Here is a 17,244-nt window from a genome sequence, read left to right on the forward strand (position 1 = left end):
CGTGTCATCCCAGCGGCGGTACCGGTGACACCTCCGCTCCGCACAGCAGCTCCCGTTCCGGGCCCACGACTCGTACCGGCCCGGTGAGCTCCAGCCGTACCGTGTGCCGGATGTCCGCGCTCGACGACGCCAACCGCATTTCCAGCGCGCCCGGTTCCACCACGCGCCGCCCCGCGCGGTCGGTGAACGCCGACAGGTCCGCGTGCCAGCGGAACGTCACGCGTGACGCCTCGCCCGGGGCCAGTCGCAGGCGCCGGTAGCCGACCAGGCGGACGTCCGGGCGGGTCACCGACGCCACCGGGTCGTGCAGATACAGCTGGACGACCTCCGTGCCCTCCCGGCCGCCCGTGTTGCGGACGGTGAGGGACACCTCGCAGGACCCGTCGGTGGCGATCTCCGGGGCCGGACCGGCGTAGTCCGACCACGTGAACTCCGTGTAGGACCGGCCGTGTCCGAACGGGTACAGCGGTGTCGGGTCCAGGTTGCTGACCTCGTCCGCCAGGCCCAGCGGCGGCTGGAGGTAGGTCCACGGCTGGCCCCCGGGCAGCCGGGGCACGCTCACCGGCAGGCGGCCCGACGGGCCGACCCGGCCGGACAGCACGCCCGCCACCGCCGGACCGCCCTCCTCGCCGGGGAAGAACGCCTGCACGACCGCGCCGAGCCGGCCGTCCCAGCGGCCCAGGGCGTAGGGGCGGCCGGTGAGGAGGACCAGGACGACGGGGACGCCGGTGGCCACCAGGGCGTCCAGCAACTCGGCCTGTACGCCGGGCAGATGCAGGTCCGTGACATCGCAGCCCTCGCCGCTGGTGCCCCGGCCGAACAGGCCCGCCCGGTCGCCGAGCACGGCCACGCACACATCGGCCTCGGCCGCCCGCGCCACCGCCTCGGTGAAGCCGTACGTGTCCGGGTCCGTCACCCCGCAGCCTTCCGCGAAGGTCACCTTGGCGTCGGGGAGTTCGGTGCGCAGGGCGTCCAGGAGCGTCGGGATGTCCAGGCCCGGGGGGACGTCGGGGTGGTTCGGGAGGACGTGGGAGGGGAAGCTGTAGCAGCCCAGCATCGCCAGCGCGTCGGCCGCGCGGGGGCCGACCACCGCGACGCGGGCGTCGGGGGCGAGGGGGAGCAGTCCGGCCGGGTTGTCCAGCAGGACCACCGACTCCTCCGCCAGCCGGCGGGCCACGGCACGGTTCGCCGGGGAGTCCAGGTCGATCGGCCCTGCCGGTTCTGGCGTCCAGTCCTCGTCCAGCAGGCCCAGTTCGCACTTCTGGAGCAGCACGCGGGTCGCCGCCCGGTCGATCAGCGCCTCCGGGATCTGGCCCGCGCGGACCGCCTCCAGCAGGGGCTCGCCGTAGCACTTCAGGGTCGGGAGTTCGACATCGATGCCGGCCGCCAGGGCGGCGTGGGCCGCCTCCGCCGGGTCGCCCGCCACCCGGTGCAGGGTTTCCAGGAAGCCGATGCCGAAGTAGTCCGCGACCACCGTGCCGGTGAACTTCCACTCCTCGCGGAGGAGTTCGGTGAGCAGTCGGGGGTCGGCGGACGCCGGTACGCCGTCGGTCTCGGTGTACGCGGCCATCACCGACCGCGCGCCGCCCAGCCGCAGCGCCATCTCGAACGGCGGCAGCGTCACGTCGGCGAACTCCCGCACCCCGGCCCGTACCGGCGCGAGGTTGCGCGCCCCGGCGGAGGCGGCGTACCCGGCGAAGTGCTTGAGGGTGGCGACGATCCCCGCCGACTCCAGGCCCCGGACATAGGCGGAGCCGATCGTGCCGACGAGGTACGGGTCCTCGCCGATGGTCTCCTCCACCCGGCCCCAGCGCAGATCGCGGACGACGTCCAGGACCGGCGCGAGGCCCTGGTGGACGCCGGCCGAGCGCAGGTCGGCGCCGATCCGGCGGGCCATCTCGCCGACCAGCTCCGGGTCGAAGCTCGCGCCCCAGGCCAGCGGCACCGGGTAGGCGGTGGCCTGCCAGGCGGTGAACCCGGCGAGGCACTCCTCGTGCGCGACCGCCGGGATGCCGAAGCGCCCGGCCCCGGCGATCCGCCGCTGGGCGAGGGCGAGGGCCTGGGCGCCGGTGTCCGGGTCGACGGGGGCGGTGCCGAAGCTGCGGGTGAGCTGGCCGAGGCCGTGGGTGATCAGCTCGTCCCAGTCGTGGTCGGCGGTCATGTCGTGCTGGTGGGGGGCGACGCCGTCGCCGTCCGTGTCGGCGCCCACCCAGACGCCGTACAGCTGGGCGGTCTTCTCCCGGAGGGTCATCCGGGAGAGCAGGTCGGCGACGCGGGCGGCGGCGGGCAGCGCGGGGTCGCGCCAGGGAGCCGGGGTCGGGGCCGGGGCGGGGTCGGGGGCGGTGGTCATGGAACTCCTGTCGAGAAGTGTGAGGCGGGGGCCGCGCGCGGCCTGGTGCGGCAGGCCGCGGGCGGCTCTCACTTGCCGCCGACGCCCATCAGGCCGCCCACCAGGGCACGCCGGGCCACCAGATAGACGAGGAAGATCGGGATGCCGGAGAGGACGACCGAGGCGAGCAGGGCCGGGATGTTCACGCCGAACTGGCTGACGTAGTTGAACAGGCCGAGCGTCAGCACCCGGGGGCCGTCGGACTGGGTGAAGATCAGGGGGAAGAGGAAGCCGTTCCACGCCTGGAGCGCCGAGTAGATGACGACGGTGCTGATGCCGCCCTTCGTCATCGGGATGACCAGCTGGAACAGCATCCGGGTGGCGGACGCGCCGTCCAGGGACATCGCCTCGTACATCTCCTCCGAGATGTCGCGCAGCGTGCCGGTGAGGATCAGCACGGACACCGGCATCGCGAAGGCCGCCGTCGGCAGGATGATCGCGAGGAGGCTGTCGTAGAGGTTCAGCTTGGCGATCATCAGGTACAGCGGGACGACCACGGCCTGCGCCGGGATGGCGACGCCCAGCAGGAACAGCCGGAAGGCCGCGCCCGACCAGAAGCTGCGGGTGCGGACGGCGACGTAGGAGAGCGGCACGCACAGCACGAGGACGATCGCCACGACGGCGGCCGCGACGATCACCGTGTTGGTGAGGAAGTGCCCGAACCCGTTGTGCAGGACGGTGTTGTAGTTGTCGAGGGTCGGGTGGGCCGGCGGCTTCAGGGCGTTGTTGCCGAGCGCATGGTCCTGGCGGGTGAGGGACGCCGAGATCATCGCGTAGATCGGGATGATGACGATCGCCAGCCAGACGATCGAACCGATACCGGCCACGGTGTCGGGGCGCCGGGTCCAGTGGCGGGGCCGCCTGCGGGGTGGTGCGCCGTCCCGCGGGCGCCCCCGCTTCTCGGTCTTCACGGGAGGACGGGGCAGCGTGTCGTGCGACATGGTGTCGGTCACATCCCTTCCCGGGTGCTGCGCATGGCGCCGAACCCGGTCAGCCGGACCATCAGCAGCGAGAGCCCGGTTGCGGCGACGACGAGGAAGGTCGCGATGGCGCTCGCGTAGCCGAAGTCGTAGCTCTTGAAGCCGGCTTCGTACATCAGGTACGGCAGGATCGCGGTGTCCGTGCCGGGGCCGCCCTGGGTCAGGATGAGGACGGTCTCGAAGTACGTCAGCGAGCCCACGATCATCAGGACCCCGGACGTGGTGGCCGTGTTGCGCAGCTGGGGCAGCGTGATGGAGAAGAACTGACGGTAGCGGCCCGCCCCGTCGATGGCGGCCGCCTGGTAGAGGACTTCGGGGATCTGCCGGGCCCCGCCCTGGTAGATCAGGGTGTGGAAGGGGATGAACTGCCAGCCGCCGACGAACACGATCGCGAGGAACGCGCCCCGGGTGGAGCCGAGGGTGTCCTGCTGGATGATCCCGAAGTTCGGGTCGAGCAGGGCGTAGAAGAGCAGGGCGATCGCGGTGGAGGAGAGCAGGAACGGCACGAAGAAGATCGCGGAGAGGATCGCCCGGTTGCGCTGCCGGCCCGCCGCCCAGACGCCGAGCAGCAGGGAGACGACCGTCTGGAACACCCAACTGGCCAGCGTGAGGAGCACGGTGACCGTGAGGGACTGGGTGAGGCGGTCGTCGGCGAAGAGCTTGCGCCAGTTGTCGAGGCCGGTCGGCTGCGGGTCGCCGAGGCCGTTCCACTTGGTGAAGGAGAGGTAGACCGCCAGCACCATGGGGGCGAGGGCGAAGAACGCGAAGAACAGCACGCCGGGCAGCGCCCAGGAGGCGTGCGGGCGCCCCGCGCGGCTGACGCCGCCCGAGGACGCCCGTACCCTGGTGGCGGTGGAGCTCACTTGAGCCCCTTCAGCGCCGAGACGAACTGGCTCGGCGACGACTTGCCCACGAACAGCTTGTTGATCTCGGTGAGCATCGGCGTCGACACGTCCGGGTCGACCGCCTGGTCCCAGCTCAGCGTGAACGCCGGGGCGTTCTTGACCATCTGGTACTGGAACTTGGCGAACTCCGGGTTGGGGGAGGCGTCGAGGAGCTTCTCCGCGTTGGCGGTCGTCGGGATGTCACCGTTGGCGATCAGGTCCTTGGCGTACTGCTCGGACGCGCAGGTCTTCAGGAAGGCGATCGCCGCGTCCTTGTTGCCCGTACGGGCGTTGACCGACCAGTAGTTGGTGGGGTTGCCGACGACGTTGCGGATGTCGCCCGCGCCGCCCTCGACCTTCGGGAAGGCGCACCAGCCGAGGTTGTTCCTGGCGAAGTCGGGGAACTTGCCGAGCTGCGTGGAGTACTCCCACGAGCCCATCAGGTGCATCGCCGCCTTGCCCTTGGCGAACACCGCGGGGGCACCGCCGTTGGTGTACGCCACCGAGCTGTAGCCCTTGCCGAACGCGCCGTCGTCGATGAGCTGCCGTACCGTCTCGGCGGCCTTGAGCACCGCCGGGTCGCCCCAGCCGCTCGTGTCCCCGTTCTTGATCTTGTCGAAGACCTGGGGTCCGCCGATCCGGTCCGTCAGGTACTCCAGCCACATCAGCTCGGGCCAGATGTCCGAGCCGCCGAGCGCGAAGGGGGTGATGTTCGCCTTCTTCAGCTTGGCGTTGATCGCCAGCAGCTCGTCGAAGGTGGTGGGCGGGGTGAGCTTGTGCTCGGTGAACACCGACTTGTTGTAGAAGAGGATCACCGGCTGCATCCCGCGCATCGGGATGCCGTAGTTGTGGCCGCTGAGGCCGCCCGCCGCGATGACCGACGGCAGGAAGCCGCCCTTGAGGACCGGGTCCGAGGTGATGATGTCGGTGAGGTCGACGAGCTGGTTCGCGTCCTTGTACGCCTTGATGGAGCCGCCGCCCCAGTTGAAGAACACGTCGGGCGCGTTCGGCGAGCCCATCGCCGTGCGCAGCTTGGCCGGATAGTCGGCGCCGGGCACCTTCTCCAGCTTGATGGTGCCGCCGGCCTTCTTCGCCGCCGCCGACGCGTTGAACCGGTTGACGGACTTGACCTGGACCTTCACGGCGTCGTCGCCGTACACGAAGGCGGTCAGCTTCTTGCCGCCGCCGGAACCGCCGCTGGAGCCGCACGCGGTGAGTCCGGCGGCCGAGATGAGGGTGGTGGCGCCCGCTGCGCCAAGGAACCAGCGCCTGCTGTGCCTGCTGTAGGACTCCATGGACGGTTACCTCTTCTTTTCCGACCTCATTGGCGAATGTTTCGGATCACAGTCCGAATGTTCCGGGAAGCTATGGCCAGCGGAGGACTTCGTCAAGGGGTTGTGCAGAGATACGATCGCCGACATGACAGCTCCGGAACCCGCTGCAGCCCAGACGACAGCACGGTCGGCCCAGACCGCGACGCTCGCCGAGATCGCCCGCGAGGCCGGGGTGTCCGCTCCGACTGTTTCGAAGGTGCTCAACGGGCGGGCCGACGTCGCGCCCGGCACCCGGATGCGTGTCGAGGAGCTGCTGCGCACCCACGGTTACCGGCGCCGGCGCGCCGAGGCCACCCGCTCCCCGCTGATCGACCTCGTCTTCCACGAGCTGGAGAGCGCCTGGGCGATGGAGGTCATCCGGGGCGTGGAGAACGTCGCGCGGGACGCCGGGCTGAGCGTCGTGCTCAGCGAGAGCGCGGGCCGCCTCACCCCCGGCCGCACCTGGGCCGACCAGGTCGCCGCCCGCCGCCCGCACGGCGTCGTCCTCGTCCTGTCCGACCTCGACCCCTCCCAGCGTGCCCTGCTGACCAGCCGATCCATCCCGTTCGTGGTCATGGACCCGGCCGGCGACCCCGGCGCCGACGTGCCCTCCATCGGCGCCACCAACTGGCAGGGCGGACTCGCCGCGACCCGGCACCTCGTCGAACTCGGCCACACCCGGATCGGCGCGATCAGCGGGCCGTCCCGGATGATGTGCAGCCGCGCCCGCGTCGACGGCTACCGGGCCGCCCTGGAGACGGCGGGAGTGCCCTTCGACCCGGCCCTCATCCGGGTCGGCGACTTCCACCACGAGGCGGGCTACCGTCTCGGCCTCGACCTCCTGCGCCGCCCGGACCGGCCCACCGCGGTCTTCGCCGGCAACGACCTCCAGGCGCTCGGGCTGTACGAGGCGGCGCGCGAACTCGGCCTGCGCGTGCCGGAGGACCTCAGCGTGGTCGGCTTCGACGACCTCCCGGTCGCCCGCTGGGTGGGGCCGCCCCTGACGACGGTCCGCCAGCCCCTGACGGAGATGGCGGAGGCGGCGGCGAAACTCCTCCTCGACCTGGGCCGCGAGGAGGACCCGGGACGGGCGACGCGGGTGGAACTGGCGACGAGCCTGGTGGTGCGCAGCAGCACGGGGGCGCCTGCGGCGGGCTAGGGGGTTTGGGGTGCGGGGCTTCCGGCCGGCGCGGCGGGTGCGGGTGCGTCGTGGCCGGTCGCGCAGTTCCCCGCGCCCCTGGGGGGTTGCGGCCATCGTCCGCCGAGAGGCGCCCGCGCTGGAGCCGGGCCTCGACCCCGACCCCCTCGGGGGCGCGGGGAACTGCGCGACAAGCCCACCACGACCCGCACCCGCCCCATCAGCCGCACCGTATTGACGGCAGTCACCCCGCCCCCCACACTGCTCCGAAGCCAATCGGTTGTACGACCGAAACTTTCGGAGGCACCCGCATGCGATCTCTGAGAACAGGCTTATCCCTGACCGGACTGGTCACCGCCGCAGCCCTCCTGCTGACGGCGCCCGCGGCGCACGCCGCGGACACCCCCTTGCGCGACCTGGCGTCGGCGAAGGGCAAGGTCATCGGCACGGCGGTGACCGGCTCCAAGCTCACCGGCACCTACGGCGACATCGCCGGAGCCCAGTTCAGCTCCCTCACCCCCGGCAACGCCATGAAGTGGGGCACGGTCGAGCCGACGCAGGGCAGTTTCAACTGGACCGAGGCAGACCAGATCGTGGCGTTCGCGAAGGCGCACAACCAGCAGGTCCGCGGCCACACCCTGGTCTGGCACAACCAGAACCCCAGCTGGCTGACCAACGGCACCTGGACCTCCGCCCAGCTCGGCACCCTCCTCCAGAACCACATCACCACCGAGGTCACCCGCTACAAGGGCGACATCGCGGCGTGGGACGTCGTCAACGAGCCCTTCAACGAGGACGGCACCTACCGCTCCACCCTCTGGTACAACGGCCTCGGTTCCGGCTATATCGCCAACGCCCTGACCTGGGCGCACGCGGCCGACCCCGCCGCCAAGCTCTACATCAACGACTACAACGTCGAGGGCGTCAACGCCAAGAGCACCGCGCTCTACGACCTGGTCAGGTCACTGAAGGCCGCCGGCGTCCCGATCGACGGCGTCGGCCTCCAGGCCCACCTGATCCTCGGCCAGGTCCCCGCCACGCTCCAGCAGAACATCCAGCGCTTCGCCGACCTCGGCGTCGACGTCGCGATCACCGAGCTGGATGTGCGGATGCAACTCCCGGCCACGGATGCCTCGCTGGCGCAGCAGAAGGCCGACTTCAAGTCGGTGACGGCGGCGTGCGCCGCGGTGACCCGCTGCGTCAACGTGACCGTGTGGGGCTTCACCGACTCGGACTCCTGGGTGCCGGGCACCTTCCCCGGCTACGGGGCGGCGACGCCGTACGACGAGAACTACGCGCCGAAACCGGCGTACTACGGCATCTCCGAGGCCCTCGGCGGTACGACCACCACCCCGCCGCCGTCGACCGGCGCGTGCTCGGCGACGTACAGCGTGGTGAACCAGTGGAACAGCGGCTTCACGGGCCAGGTGACGATCGCCTGCTCCGGCGCCTCGCTGTCGTCGTGGAAGGCGACCTGGACGTACGGCGCGGGCCAGCAGATCACGCAGGCGTGGAACGCCGGCTGCACCCAGTCGGGCGCGGCGGTCACCTGCACCAACGCCTCGTACAACGGCACCGTCCCGGACGGCGGCTCGGTGACGTTCGGCTTCAACGCGTCCTGGAGCGGCAGCAACCCGGTGCCGACGGTGACACTGGGCTGAGAACGGTGAGATTCTCCGAAGAAATCCCTCGCACGTCACTCCTCCTAACAAAGTCCTAATAATTCGCCCCTACGGTCCTGACCGTGACAGGACTTGAGGCGAACGGCGCGAGTGGCAGGGGCGGCGGGAGCGGCAGACGGGTGGGCCGGCGGTCGGCGGTGCTGAAGGCCGTCGGTCTCACCCTGGCGGGCACCCTGGTCCCGGGGATCGCCGCGGCGGGCTGGGCCTACTGGCATCTCAACGGCAACATCAAGAGCGTCGACATCAACAGCGCGCTCGGCGACGACCGCCCCGCGCGGGCGCTGACGACCCCGTCGGCCTCGGCCTCGGCGGCGGCCTCCGCCTCGCCCCGGCCGAGCGGCGCCCTGAACATCCTGGTCCTCGGCTCGGACTCGCGCAGCGGCAAGGCCAACCAGGCGCTCGGCGGCGGCGACAGCTCCGGCGCCCGCTCCGACACGGCGATGGTGGTGCACATCGACGCGGGCCGTACGCGGGCGACCGTGGTCAGCATCCCGCGCGACACCCTCGTCACCCGTCCCTCCTGCCCGCTCGCGTCGGGAGGTTCGACGGCGGTGGCGTACGGCGCGATGTTCAACAGCGCCTACTCGGTGGGCGGGCCGGTGTGCGCGGTCAAGACGGCCGAGTCCGTCACCGGCGTCCGGATGGACCACTACATCGAGATCGACTTCTCCGGCTTCGCCAAGCTGGTCGACGCCCTGGGCGGGGTCACGGTCACCACCGACGAGGACATCGACGACGACGACAGCCACCTCCACCTGAAGGCCGGCACCCACCACCTCAACGGCAAGCAGGCCCTGGCCCTCGCCCGGACCCGGCACGGCATAGGCGACGGCAGCGACCTCGGCCGCATAGGCCTCCAGCAGAACCTGGTGAAGGCCCTCCTGGAGCGGATCTCCACCCAGAACCTGCTGACCGACCCCGCGAAGCTCTACGAGGTCGCCGACGCGGTGACCGACAGCCTGACCACCGACACCGGCCTGGACTCCCTCACCGAGCTGATGACCCTCGGCAAGAGCCTGGGCGGTCTGGAGCCGGCCGACGTCAGGACGGTGATGATGCCGGTGGTGACCGCCCCGAGCGATCCCAACCGCGTGGTGGCGAAGGAACCGGCGGCGACCACCCTGTGGGAGTCACTCCGCTGACCCCGGCCGACCAGGGCTGACCTTGGCTGATCCGCCGGGCCGACCTGCGCCGATCCTGGCCGACGGCGGTGCGCGGAAAGATTTTCCGAGGAGATCCGGCGCGTCTGTCGATCCCGGCCGTCCCCGTTCGACGCAATGGGTGAGAGGCGGGACGCACCCGCAGAGCCCGCCCGTACCGAGGGAGTCACCATGCCCCGTTACCTGTCACTGATCCGCGTCGACGAGTCCACCGCGCCCGCCGGGGGTCCGAGCCCCGAGCTGATGGAGCGGATGGGGAAGCTGATCGAGGAGGTCACCAAGGCCGGGGTGATGCTCGACACCGCCGGACTCACCCCTGCCGCGGAGGGCGCCCAGGTGCGCTGGGAGGGCGGGAAGGTGTCCGTGACGGACGGCCCGTTCACCGAGTCGAAGGAGGTCATCGGCGGCTACGCGCTGATGCAGTGCAAGGACAGGGCCGAGGCCCTGGAGTGGACGAAGCGCTTCGTGAAGGTCCACGAGGACCACTGGACGATCACCTGCGAGGTGCGGGAGATCGCGGAGGGCTGAGCGGGGCGTCCTGCCCCGGCCGTTCGGCCGCCGTTCCTCTCGTTCCTTTGCCGGACCGGGGGCGGGGTGTTCGATGGTGCACTGTGGAAGCGGAACCAGAACCCCAGCAGCCCCCCGGCCGGCCCCCAACCCCCGGCCCCGACCAGGCCCCCGGTCCTGGCCCGGTCGCCGGGGGCGCGATCGAGACGGTCTTCCGTCTGGAGTACCCCCGGGTGGTGGCCGCCGCGGCCCGGGTGGTCCGTGACGTGGGCATCGCGGAGGAACTCGCGCAGGACGCCCTGGTCGCCGCCCTGGAGCGCTGGCCGCGGGACGGCGTCCCGGACAACCCGGGCGCCTGGCTGACGGCCACCGCCCGGCACCGTGCCGTGGACCTGGTCAGACGCCGGGAGAACTACGCCCGCAAGCTCCGGGAGATCGGCCGGGACCAGTCGGTGACGGCACCGCCGGCGGAACCGTCCGACCCGGAGGACATCGACGACGACCTCCTGCGCCTCGTCTTCACCGCCTGCCACCCGGTCCTGCCGCCCGAGGCCCGCACCGCGCTCACCCTGCGGCTGCTGGGCGGCCTCACCACGTCCGAGATCGCCCGCGCGTTCCTCACCCCGGAACCGACGGTCGCCCAGCGCATCGTCCGCGCGAAACGCACCCTCGCGGCGAAGAACGTCGCCTTCGAGGTGCCGTACGGCCCCGACCGCGAGGCACGCCTCGGATCCGTCCTGGACGTCATCTACCTGATCTTCAACGAGGGGTACGCCGCCACCGCCGGCGCCGACCTGCTGCGTCCCGCGCTGTGCGAGGACGCCCTGCGGCTGGCCCGCCTGCTGGCCGGCCTGATGCCCAAGGAGCCCGAGGTGCACGGGCTGGCCGCGCTGCTGGAGTTCCAGGCGTCCCGCACGGCCGCCCGTACCGGCCCGGACGGCACGCCGGTCCTCCTGGAGGACCAGAACCGGCGCCGCTGGGACCGCCTGCTCATCACCCGCGGCGTCACGGCCCTGTCCCGCGCGGAGGCCGGTGCCGCGTCCGGCGCCCCGGGCCCGTACGTCCTCCAGGCGGCGATCGCCGCGTGCCACGCGCGCGCCTACACGTACGAGGAGACGGACTGGCCCGCCATCGCGACCCTGTACGCCCTGCTGGCGGCCCGGACCCGGTCGCCCGTCGTCGAGCTGAACCGTGCGGTGGCCGTCTCGATGGCCGAGGGCCCGGCACCGGCCCTGGCGATCGTGGACGCGGTGGCCGCCGAACCGGCCCTGCGCGACTACCACCTGCTGCCCGGCGTCCGCGCCGACCTCCTCCTCCGCCTGGGCCGCACGGCCGAGGCCCGCGAGGAGTTCGCCCGGGCGGCGACCCTGACCCGCAACGAGCGCGAACGGGAACTCCTGCTGCGACGGGCCCGGGAATGCGGCTGAGGCACCGTCAGAACCACGTGCGGTGAGACAGCGTCACCAGGGCGGCGCTGCGTGCCGCGCCGGCCGGGCGGCGCGGCGGGGTCGTGTCAGCCGGGCATCGTGGCGGGGTGGCCGAGGAGCATGGTCGGGGCGCCCGCGACGCGCGTGAGGAAGACCGTCGCCGCGTTCGGTCCCGACGGCTTGACCTTGCGGCGCAGTTCCTCCGGCTCGACGGCCGAGCCGCGCTTCTTGACCGTCAGGACGCCGACCTCCCGGGTGCGGAGCAGGGCCCGGAGCTTCTTGACGTTGAAGGGCAGCTGGTCGGTGATCTCGTACGCCGTCGCGTAGGGGGTGGGGCGTGCCGCGTCGGCCGTGATGTACGCGATGGTCGGGTCGATCAGCCCGCCACCGAGCTCCTCGGCGGCCTCGGCCACCAGATGGGCCCGGATGACGGCGCCGTCGGGCTCGTAGAGGTACCGGCCCACCGGCCGCACGCCGGGATCCGGCAGCCCGCGCCCGCGCAGGGTGCGCGGCCCCGGCAGCAGCGTGGCCCGTACGGCGCCCGCCTCGCTGCCCTCGCCGAACCACAGCACGGCCTCCTTCACGTCCCCGCCGTCCGAGACCCACTCCGCCTCGGCCGCCGCCGGGATCGCCTCGTGGGGGATGCCCGGCGCGATCTTCAGCGCGGCCGTCCGGGCCGCGGCAGCCGCTCCGACCGCCCAGGACAGCGGCGGTGAGTACGCCTCCGGGTCGAAGATCCGGCCCCGGCCGCCGCGCCGCGCCGGGTCGACGAAGACGGCGTCGTACGACGACGTGTCCACCTCCGTGACGTCGGCCTCCCGCACCTCGATCAGGTCCGCGAGCCCGAGTTCGGCGGCGTTGGCACGGGCCACGGCCGCCGTCAGCGGGTCCCGGTCCACGGCGAGCACCCGGATCCCGGCGCGGGCCAGCGCGATCGCGTCGCCGCCGATGCCGCAGCACAGATCGGCGACGGAGGTCACGCCCAGGTCCCGCAGCCGTCCCGCCCGGTACGCCGCCACGCTCGTCCGGGTGGACTGCTCGACCCCGTTGGGCGTGAAGAACATCCGTTCCGCGTCCGCCGCCGGGAACTTCGCCGCCGCCCGCTGCCGCAGCCGGGCCTGGCCGAGCGCCGCCGACACGAGCTCCGGCGCGTGCGCCCGGCGCAGCCGGGTGGCCACGGCCAGCTCGTCGGCGGGGGCGGTGCCGCGCACCTCGTCGAGGAGGGCACGTCCTCCGGGGGTGAGGAGGGCGTGGAGGGTGTCGAGGGCGCGGAGGGCGTCCGGCGGGGCGAGGTCGTTCACCGGGTCATTGTCGGCCAGGCGGCGGGCGGATGTGGGCCGGTCGGTGGACGGTGCGGGCGCGGACGGCGGTGTCGGCCGGAGGCGGAGGGCGCCGCCTGCGAGGATCCCGCGTCATGCGAGTGGTAGTACAAAATGACAAAAATACGGCGAAGGGGCGGGTGGGTCTCCGTGCCGCTCTGGCCGGTGTCACCGCCCTGGCGGCCGCCGCCGTCGCCTCCGGCTGCACACAGACCGGCCCCGGTGCCTCCGCGCATCCCGCCCCGGGCCAGCAGGCCGCGCGCGCCCCCGCCGCCGCGCGCGCCCTGGACACGTACGCCACGCGCCTGCGCGCCGCGTACGCCGCCCGTGCCGCCGTGGCGCGGCGCTGGGGCCTGTCCCAGGTCCCCCTGGCGGCCCCGCCGCCCCCGTCGCACAAGCCGCGGATCACGGCCCGCAAGGGCTTCGAGGTCGACGAGCAGGAGGAACTGAACCTCCCCCCGGTCTTCACCACCGTCCCCACCCACGACAAGGTCGTCTTCCTCACCATCGACGACGGCAACGAGAAGGACCCGGCGTTCCTGCGGATGATGCGGGACCTGAGGATCCCGTACTCGGCCTTCCTCAGCGACTTCCTGATCAAGGACGATTACGCGTATTTCCGGACCATGCGCTCCCTCGGCGTCACCCTCGACAACCACACCCTCCATCACCCCTACCTGCCGGGCCTGTCCTACGAGGAGCAGAAGCACGAGATCTGCGGCATGCAGGACGTGATGGAGAAACAGTTCGGCAGACGCCCCACCGTCCTGCGCCCGCCGTTCGGCAACTACAACCAGGACACCCTGCGGGCCGCGAAGGCGTGCGGCATCCGGTACGCGCCCATCTGGGACGAGGAGGTGTTCGTCGACCACTGGGAGTACCGCGAGGGCGACCAGCACCTCCACCCCGGCGACATCGTGCTGACCCACTTCCGGGGCCCCGCCGAATGGAAGGGCACGATGGCCGACATGGTCCGCCGCTTCCTGGCCAAGGTCACGGCGGAGGGCTACGCGGTGGCCCGCCTGGAGGACTACCTGTGACCGCCCGCCGACCCCTGACGGCGGCCGTTCTCCTCCCCGCCCTGCTCCTCCCCGCCCCCCTGCTCACCGGCTGCGCCCAGTCCGTGGACCCCATCGAGCGCCTGGGCATGAAGGCGGCGCAGCGGGTGGAGCCCGCCGCCCGCACCGTGACCGCGTCCGAGGAGACCCTGCCGCCGTACCGCCGCTGGGGCCTGCCCGCCCCGCTGCGCCGGCCCCCGAAGCCGTCGGCGGCACCCCCCGCCCGTACGGTGGGCCCCGGCCTGCCGCCCGTGCTGGACCGCATCCGCACCCGCGACCGCGTGGTGTTCCTGACCTACGACTACGCCCCCTCCGGCACCCGCCGGGATTCCCGCTTCGCCGGCCTGGTCCGCGACCTGCGCCTGCCGGTCACCCTGTTCGTGACGGCCTCCGCCACCGCGCCTTCCGCGGCCACCGCACCGGCCCGCACCGAGTTCGCGAGGCTGCGCGCGGCGGGAGCCGCCGTACAGAACCGGACGTCCGGCCGCGGATCCCTGCGCGGCCTGCCGTACGCCGTCCAGCGCGCCCGGATCTGCGGCCAGCAGGACGGACTCCGCGCCCGTTTCGACATCCACGCCCGCTTCCTCCGCCCGCCCCGCGGCACGTACGACACGACGACCCTGCACGCCGCGGCCGACTGCGGGGTCGGCGCCCTGATCCTGTGGCGGGCCTCCATGGCGACCGGCACCCTGACCTACGCCCACGGGGACCGGCGCCTTTGTCCCGGAGACATCGTCCGGCTCGGCCCGGAGCGGCCGACCGGCCCGAGCCTGAGCACGAGAACGACGCGCCTCCTGCGGACGATGCAGCAGAACGGCCTGACGGCGGCCCGCCTGGAGGACTACCTGTAGGGCGCGGTGCGATGTGGCCGTCAGGTCACCCCTTGAGACGGGGCCCGCGCCGTCCAGCCCGTCCGGCGCTCGAGGACAAGGCCCGTTCAGAGCCGGAGGGGGCTGGGACGCAGCCCCCTCCGGCAAGGCCCACCGCAGCCAGGGGTGCCGAGGAAGAACCGCCGGCGAGGCTCCCGATCCGGCCGACGCGTCGCAGACAACTGGCACTCCGCTTGACCGAGTGCTAATCGCGGTCATAGTCTCGGCTCTGGCACTCGGCAGATGAGAGTGCCAACAACGCGACGGGCAGGTCCGGCACCCGCGACGACGGATCCACCTGGTCGCCACCTCAGACAGTTAACCCCGTGATCTCCGAAGGGGGAGGTCGGATCGTGACGACCACCAGCTCCAAGGTTGCCATCAAGCCGCTCGAGGACCGCATCGTGGTCCAGCCGCTGGACGCCGAGCAGACCACGGCTTCTGGCCTGGTCATCCCGGACACCGCGAAGGAGAAGCCCCAGGAGGGCGCCGTCCTCGCCGTGGGCCCGGGCCGGTTCGAGAACGGCGAGCGTCTGCCGCTCGACGTCAAGGTCGGCGACGTCGTTCTGTACAGCAAGTACGGCGGCACCGAGGTGAAGTACAACGGCGAGGAGTACCTCGTCCTCTCGGCTCGCGACGTGCTCGCGATCATCGAGAAGTAAGTCACTTCGTGACAGGCAGCACCACACCGGCGGTTTCGCCGGCCGGGTTCTGCCGCCACTGATGCCAGACATCAGACGCTGCGCCCAGGCCCCCGGGACCACCTGTACACGGGCGCCGGGGCGCAGCGCCGTTTTCACTCCCTAGATCTCCGAGAGGGCTCCCGCTGTCATGGCGAAGATCCTGAAGTTCGACGAGGACGCCCGTCGCGCCCTCGAGCGCGGCGTCAACAAGCTGGCCGACACGGTCAAGGTGACGATCGGCCCCAAGGGCCGCAACGTCGTCATCGACAAGAAGTTCGGCGCGCCCACCATCACCAACGACGGCGTCACCATCGCCCGCGAGGTCGAGCTCGACGACCCGTACGAGAACCTCGGCGCCCAGCTGGTGAAGGAGGTGGCGACCAAGACCAACGACATCGCGGGTGACGGCACCACCACCGCCACCGTGCTCGCCCAGGCGCTGGTGCGCGAGGGGCTGCGCAACGTCGCCGCCGGTGCCTCCCCGGCCTCCCTGAAGAAGGGCATCGACGCCGCGGTCAAGGCCGTGTCGGACGAGCTGCTGGCCTCCGCGCGCCCGATCGACGAGAAGTCGGACATCGCCGCCGTGGCCGCGCTGTCGGCGCAGGACCAGCAGGTCGGCGAGCTGATCGCCGAGGCGATGGACAAGGTCGGCAAGGACGGTGTCATCACCGTCGAGGAGTCCAACACCTTCGGTCTGGAGCTGGACTTCACCGAGGGCATGGCCTTCGACAAGGGCTACCTGTCCCCGTACTTCGTCACGGACCAGGAGCGCATGGAGGCCGTCCTCGACGAGCCGTACATCCTGATCCACCAGGGCAAGATCGGCTCGATCGCGGACCTGCTGCCGCTGCTGGAGAAGGTCATCCAGACCAACTCCTCGAAGCCGCTGCTGATCATCGCCGAGGACGTGGAGGGCGAGGCGCTGTCCACCCTCGTCGTCAACAAGATCCGCGGCACGTTCAACGCGGTCGCGGTCAAGGCCCCCGGCTTCGGCGACCGCCGCAAGGCGATGCTGCAGGACATGGCGACGCTGACCGGCGCGACGGTGATCTCCGAGGAGGTCGGCCTCAAGCTCGACCAGGTCGGCGTCGACGTGCTGGGCACCGCCCGCCGCGTCACGATCACCAAGGACGACACGACGATCGTCGACGGTGCCGGCAACTCCGAGGACGTGCAGGGCCGCATCGCGCAGATCAAGGCCGAGATCGAGAACACCGACTCCGACTGGGACCGCGAGAAGCTCCAGGAGCGCCTCGCGAAGCTGGCCGGCGGCGTGTGCGTGATCAAGGTCGGCGCCGCCACCGAGGTGGAGCTGAAGGAGAAGAAGCACCGCCTGGAGGACGCCATCTCGGCGACCCGTGCCGCGGTCGAGGAGGGCATCGTCTCCGGCGGTGGCTCGGCGCTCGTCCACGCGGTGAAGGTCCTGGAGGGCAACCTCGACAAGACCGGCGACGAGGCCACCGGTGTCGCGGTCGTCCGCCGCGCCGCCGTGGAGCCGCTGCGCTGGATCGCGGAGAACGCGGGCCTGGAGGGCTACGTCATCACCTCCAAGGTCGCCGAGCTGGAGAAGGGCCAGGGCTTCAACGCCGCCACCGGCGAGTACGGCGACCTGGTCAAGGCCGGCGTCATCGACCCGGTGAAGGTCACCCGCTCCGCCCTGGAGAACGCGGCCTCCATCGCCTCCCTCCTCCTGACGACCGAGACCCTGGTCGTCGAGAAGAAGGAAGAGGAGCCGGCGGCCCCCGCGGCCGGCGGCCACGGCCACTCCCACTAGGCACGCCGCTTCAAGCACCGCACCGGAGGCCCGGCACCCCTGTCCACACGGGGCGCCGGGC

The 17,244-nt window shown here is 71.9% G+C and carries 14 protein-coding genes; 9 read left to right on the top strand and 5 right to left on the bottom strand.

Annotation, left to right across the window (positions count from 1 at the left end; all coding sequences use genetic code 11):
• Nucleotides 1-4: 4 nt before the first annotated feature.
• From ABZ862_RS03965 to ABZ862_RS03980, 4 genes are all read right to left on the bottom strand, one after another.
• Nucleotides 5-2,350: a glycoside hydrolase family 3 N-terminal domain-containing protein gene (locus ABZ862_RS03965; RefSeq protein WP_360951778.1), complete on the bottom strand. Its 2,346-nt coding sequence runs from the start codon at nucleotides 2,348-2,350 to the stop codon at nucleotides 5-7.
• 68 nt (nucleotides 2,351-2,418) lie between these two features.
• Nucleotides 2,419-3,330, bottom strand: coding sequence for a carbohydrate ABC transporter permease (locus ABZ862_RS03970; protein WP_360953048.1), 912 nt, complete (start codon nucleotides 3,328-3,330; stop codon nucleotides 2,419-2,421).
• An 8-nt stretch (nucleotides 3,331-3,338) separates the two neighbouring features.
• Nucleotides 3,339-4,232, bottom strand: a complete 894-nt coding sequence (locus tag ABZ862_RS03975) for a sugar ABC transporter permease (RefSeq protein WP_360951780.1) — start codon at nucleotides 4,230-4,232, stop codon at nucleotides 3,339-3,341.
• Nucleotides 4,229-5,548: an extracellular solute-binding protein gene (locus tag ABZ862_RS03980; protein WP_360951783.1), complete on the bottom strand. Its 1,320-nt coding sequence runs from the start codon at nucleotides 5,546-5,548 to the stop codon at nucleotides 4,229-4,231. Before ABZ862_RS03980 ends, ABZ862_RS03975 begins: the two co-directional genes overlap by 4 nt.
• Nucleotides 5,549-5,672: 124 nt before the next feature.
• On the opposite strand from ABZ862_RS03980, the gene ABZ862_RS03985 reads away from it, so the two are divergent.
• The 5 genes from ABZ862_RS03985 to ABZ862_RS04005 all read left to right on the top strand — a co-directional run bounded on the left by ABZ862_RS03985 (nucleotide 5,673) and on the right by ABZ862_RS04005 (nucleotide 11,480).
• A complete protein-coding gene (locus tag ABZ862_RS03985; protein WP_360951786.1) occupies nucleotides 5,673-6,725 on the top strand; it encodes a LacI family DNA-binding transcriptional regulator in 1,053 nt (350 codons plus the stop codon).
• A gap of 290 nt (nucleotides 6,726-7,015) precedes the next feature.
• Nucleotides 7,016-8,365 carry an endo-1,4-beta-xylanase gene (locus ABZ862_RS03990; RefSeq protein WP_360951789.1) on the top strand — a complete coding sequence of 450 codons (1,350 nt, stop codon included), beginning with the start codon at nucleotides 7,016-7,018 and terminating at the stop codon, nucleotides 8,363-8,365.
• Nucleotides 8,366-8,523: 158 nt separating this feature from the next.
• On the top strand, nucleotides 8,524-9,528 hold the full coding sequence (locus tag ABZ862_RS03995) for an LCP family protein (RefSeq protein WP_360953050.1): 1,005 nt from the start codon (nucleotides 8,524-8,526) through the stop codon (nucleotides 9,526-9,528).
• 189 nt (nucleotides 9,529-9,717) lie between these two features.
• Nucleotides 9,718-10,074, top strand: a complete 357-nt coding sequence (locus ABZ862_RS04000) for a YciI family protein (RefSeq protein WP_360951792.1) — start codon at nucleotides 9,718-9,720, stop codon at nucleotides 10,072-10,074.
• A gap of 179 nt (nucleotides 10,075-10,253) precedes the next feature.
• A complete protein-coding gene (locus ABZ862_RS04005) occupies nucleotides 10,254-11,480 on the top strand; it encodes a sigma-70 family RNA polymerase sigma factor (protein WP_360953053.1) in 1,227 nt (408 codons plus the stop codon).
• Nucleotides 11,481-11,566: 86 nt separating this feature from the next.
• On the opposite strand, the gene ABZ862_RS04010 is transcribed toward ABZ862_RS04005, so the two are convergent.
• Nucleotides 11,567-12,781 carry a methyltransferase domain-containing protein gene (locus tag ABZ862_RS04010; protein ID WP_360951795.1) on the bottom strand — a complete coding sequence of 405 codons (1,215 nt, stop codon included), beginning with the start codon at nucleotides 12,779-12,781 and terminating at the stop codon, nucleotides 11,567-11,569.
• A gap of 113 nt (nucleotides 12,782-12,894) precedes the next feature.
• Between ABZ862_RS04010 and ABZ862_RS04015 the strand changes: the two genes are divergently transcribed.
• The 4 genes from ABZ862_RS04015 to groL all read left to right on the top strand — a co-directional run bounded on the left by ABZ862_RS04015 (nucleotide 12,895) and on the right by groL (nucleotide 17,183).
• Nucleotides 12,895-13,839 (top strand): polysaccharide deacetylase family protein, encoded by a 945-nt coding sequence (locus ABZ862_RS04015; protein WP_360951798.1) that lies wholly within the window; start codon nucleotides 12,895-12,897, stop codon nucleotides 13,837-13,839.
• Nucleotides 13,836-14,708, top strand: coding sequence for a polysaccharide deacetylase family protein (locus ABZ862_RS04020; RefSeq protein ID WP_360951801.1), 873 nt, complete (start codon nucleotides 13,836-13,838; stop codon nucleotides 14,706-14,708). Before ABZ862_RS04015 ends, ABZ862_RS04020 begins: the two co-directional genes overlap by 4 nt.
• Nucleotides 14,709-15,079: 371 nt before the next feature.
• On the top strand, nucleotides 15,080-15,388 hold the full coding sequence (gene groES, locus ABZ862_RS04025; protein ID WP_020132158.1) for a co-chaperone GroES: 309 nt from the start codon (nucleotides 15,080-15,082) through the stop codon (nucleotides 15,386-15,388).
• A 169-nt stretch (nucleotides 15,389-15,557) separates the two neighbouring features.
• A complete protein-coding gene (gene groL / locus ABZ862_RS04030; RefSeq protein ID WP_360951805.1) occupies nucleotides 15,558-17,183 on the top strand; it encodes a chaperonin GroEL in 1,626 nt (541 codons plus the stop codon).
• Nucleotides 17,184-17,244: the final 61 nt, after the last annotated feature.

It is taken from the genome of Streptomyces sp. NPDC047000 (genome assembly GCF_040644295.1).
GTDB lineage: Bacteria > Actinomycetota > Actinomycetes > Streptomycetales > Streptomycetaceae > Streptomyces.

Coding starts and splice junctions, on each gene's coding strand:
- ABZ862_RS04015 (WP_360951798.1), top strand. CDS start 12,895: ATGCGAGTGGTAGTACAAAATGACAAAAATACGGCGAAGGGGCGGGTG.
- groL (WP_360951805.1), top strand. CDS start 15,558: ATGGCGAAGATCCTGAAGTTCGACGAGGACGCCCGTCGCGCCCTCGAG.
- ABZ862_RS03965 (WP_360951778.1), bottom strand. CDS start 2,350: ATGACCACCGCCCCCGACCCCGCCCCGGCCCCGACCCCGGCTCCCTGG.
- ABZ862_RS03985 (WP_360951786.1), top strand. CDS start 5,673: ATGACAGCTCCGGAACCCGCTGCAGCCCAGACGACAGCACGGTCGGCC.
- ABZ862_RS03980 (WP_360951783.1), bottom strand. CDS start 5,548: ATGGAGTCCTACAGCAGGCACAGCAGGCGCTGGTTCCTTGGCGCAGCG.
- ABZ862_RS04000 (WP_360951792.1), top strand. CDS start 9,718: ATGCCCCGTTACCTGTCACTGATCCGCGTCGACGAGTCCACCGCGCCC.
- ABZ862_RS03970 (WP_360953048.1), bottom strand. CDS start 3,330: ATGTCGCACGACACGCTGCCCCGTCCTCCCGTGAAGACCGAGAAGCGG.
- ABZ862_RS03990 (WP_360951789.1), top strand. CDS start 7,016: ATGCGATCTCTGAGAACAGGCTTATCCCTGACCGGACTGGTCACCGCC.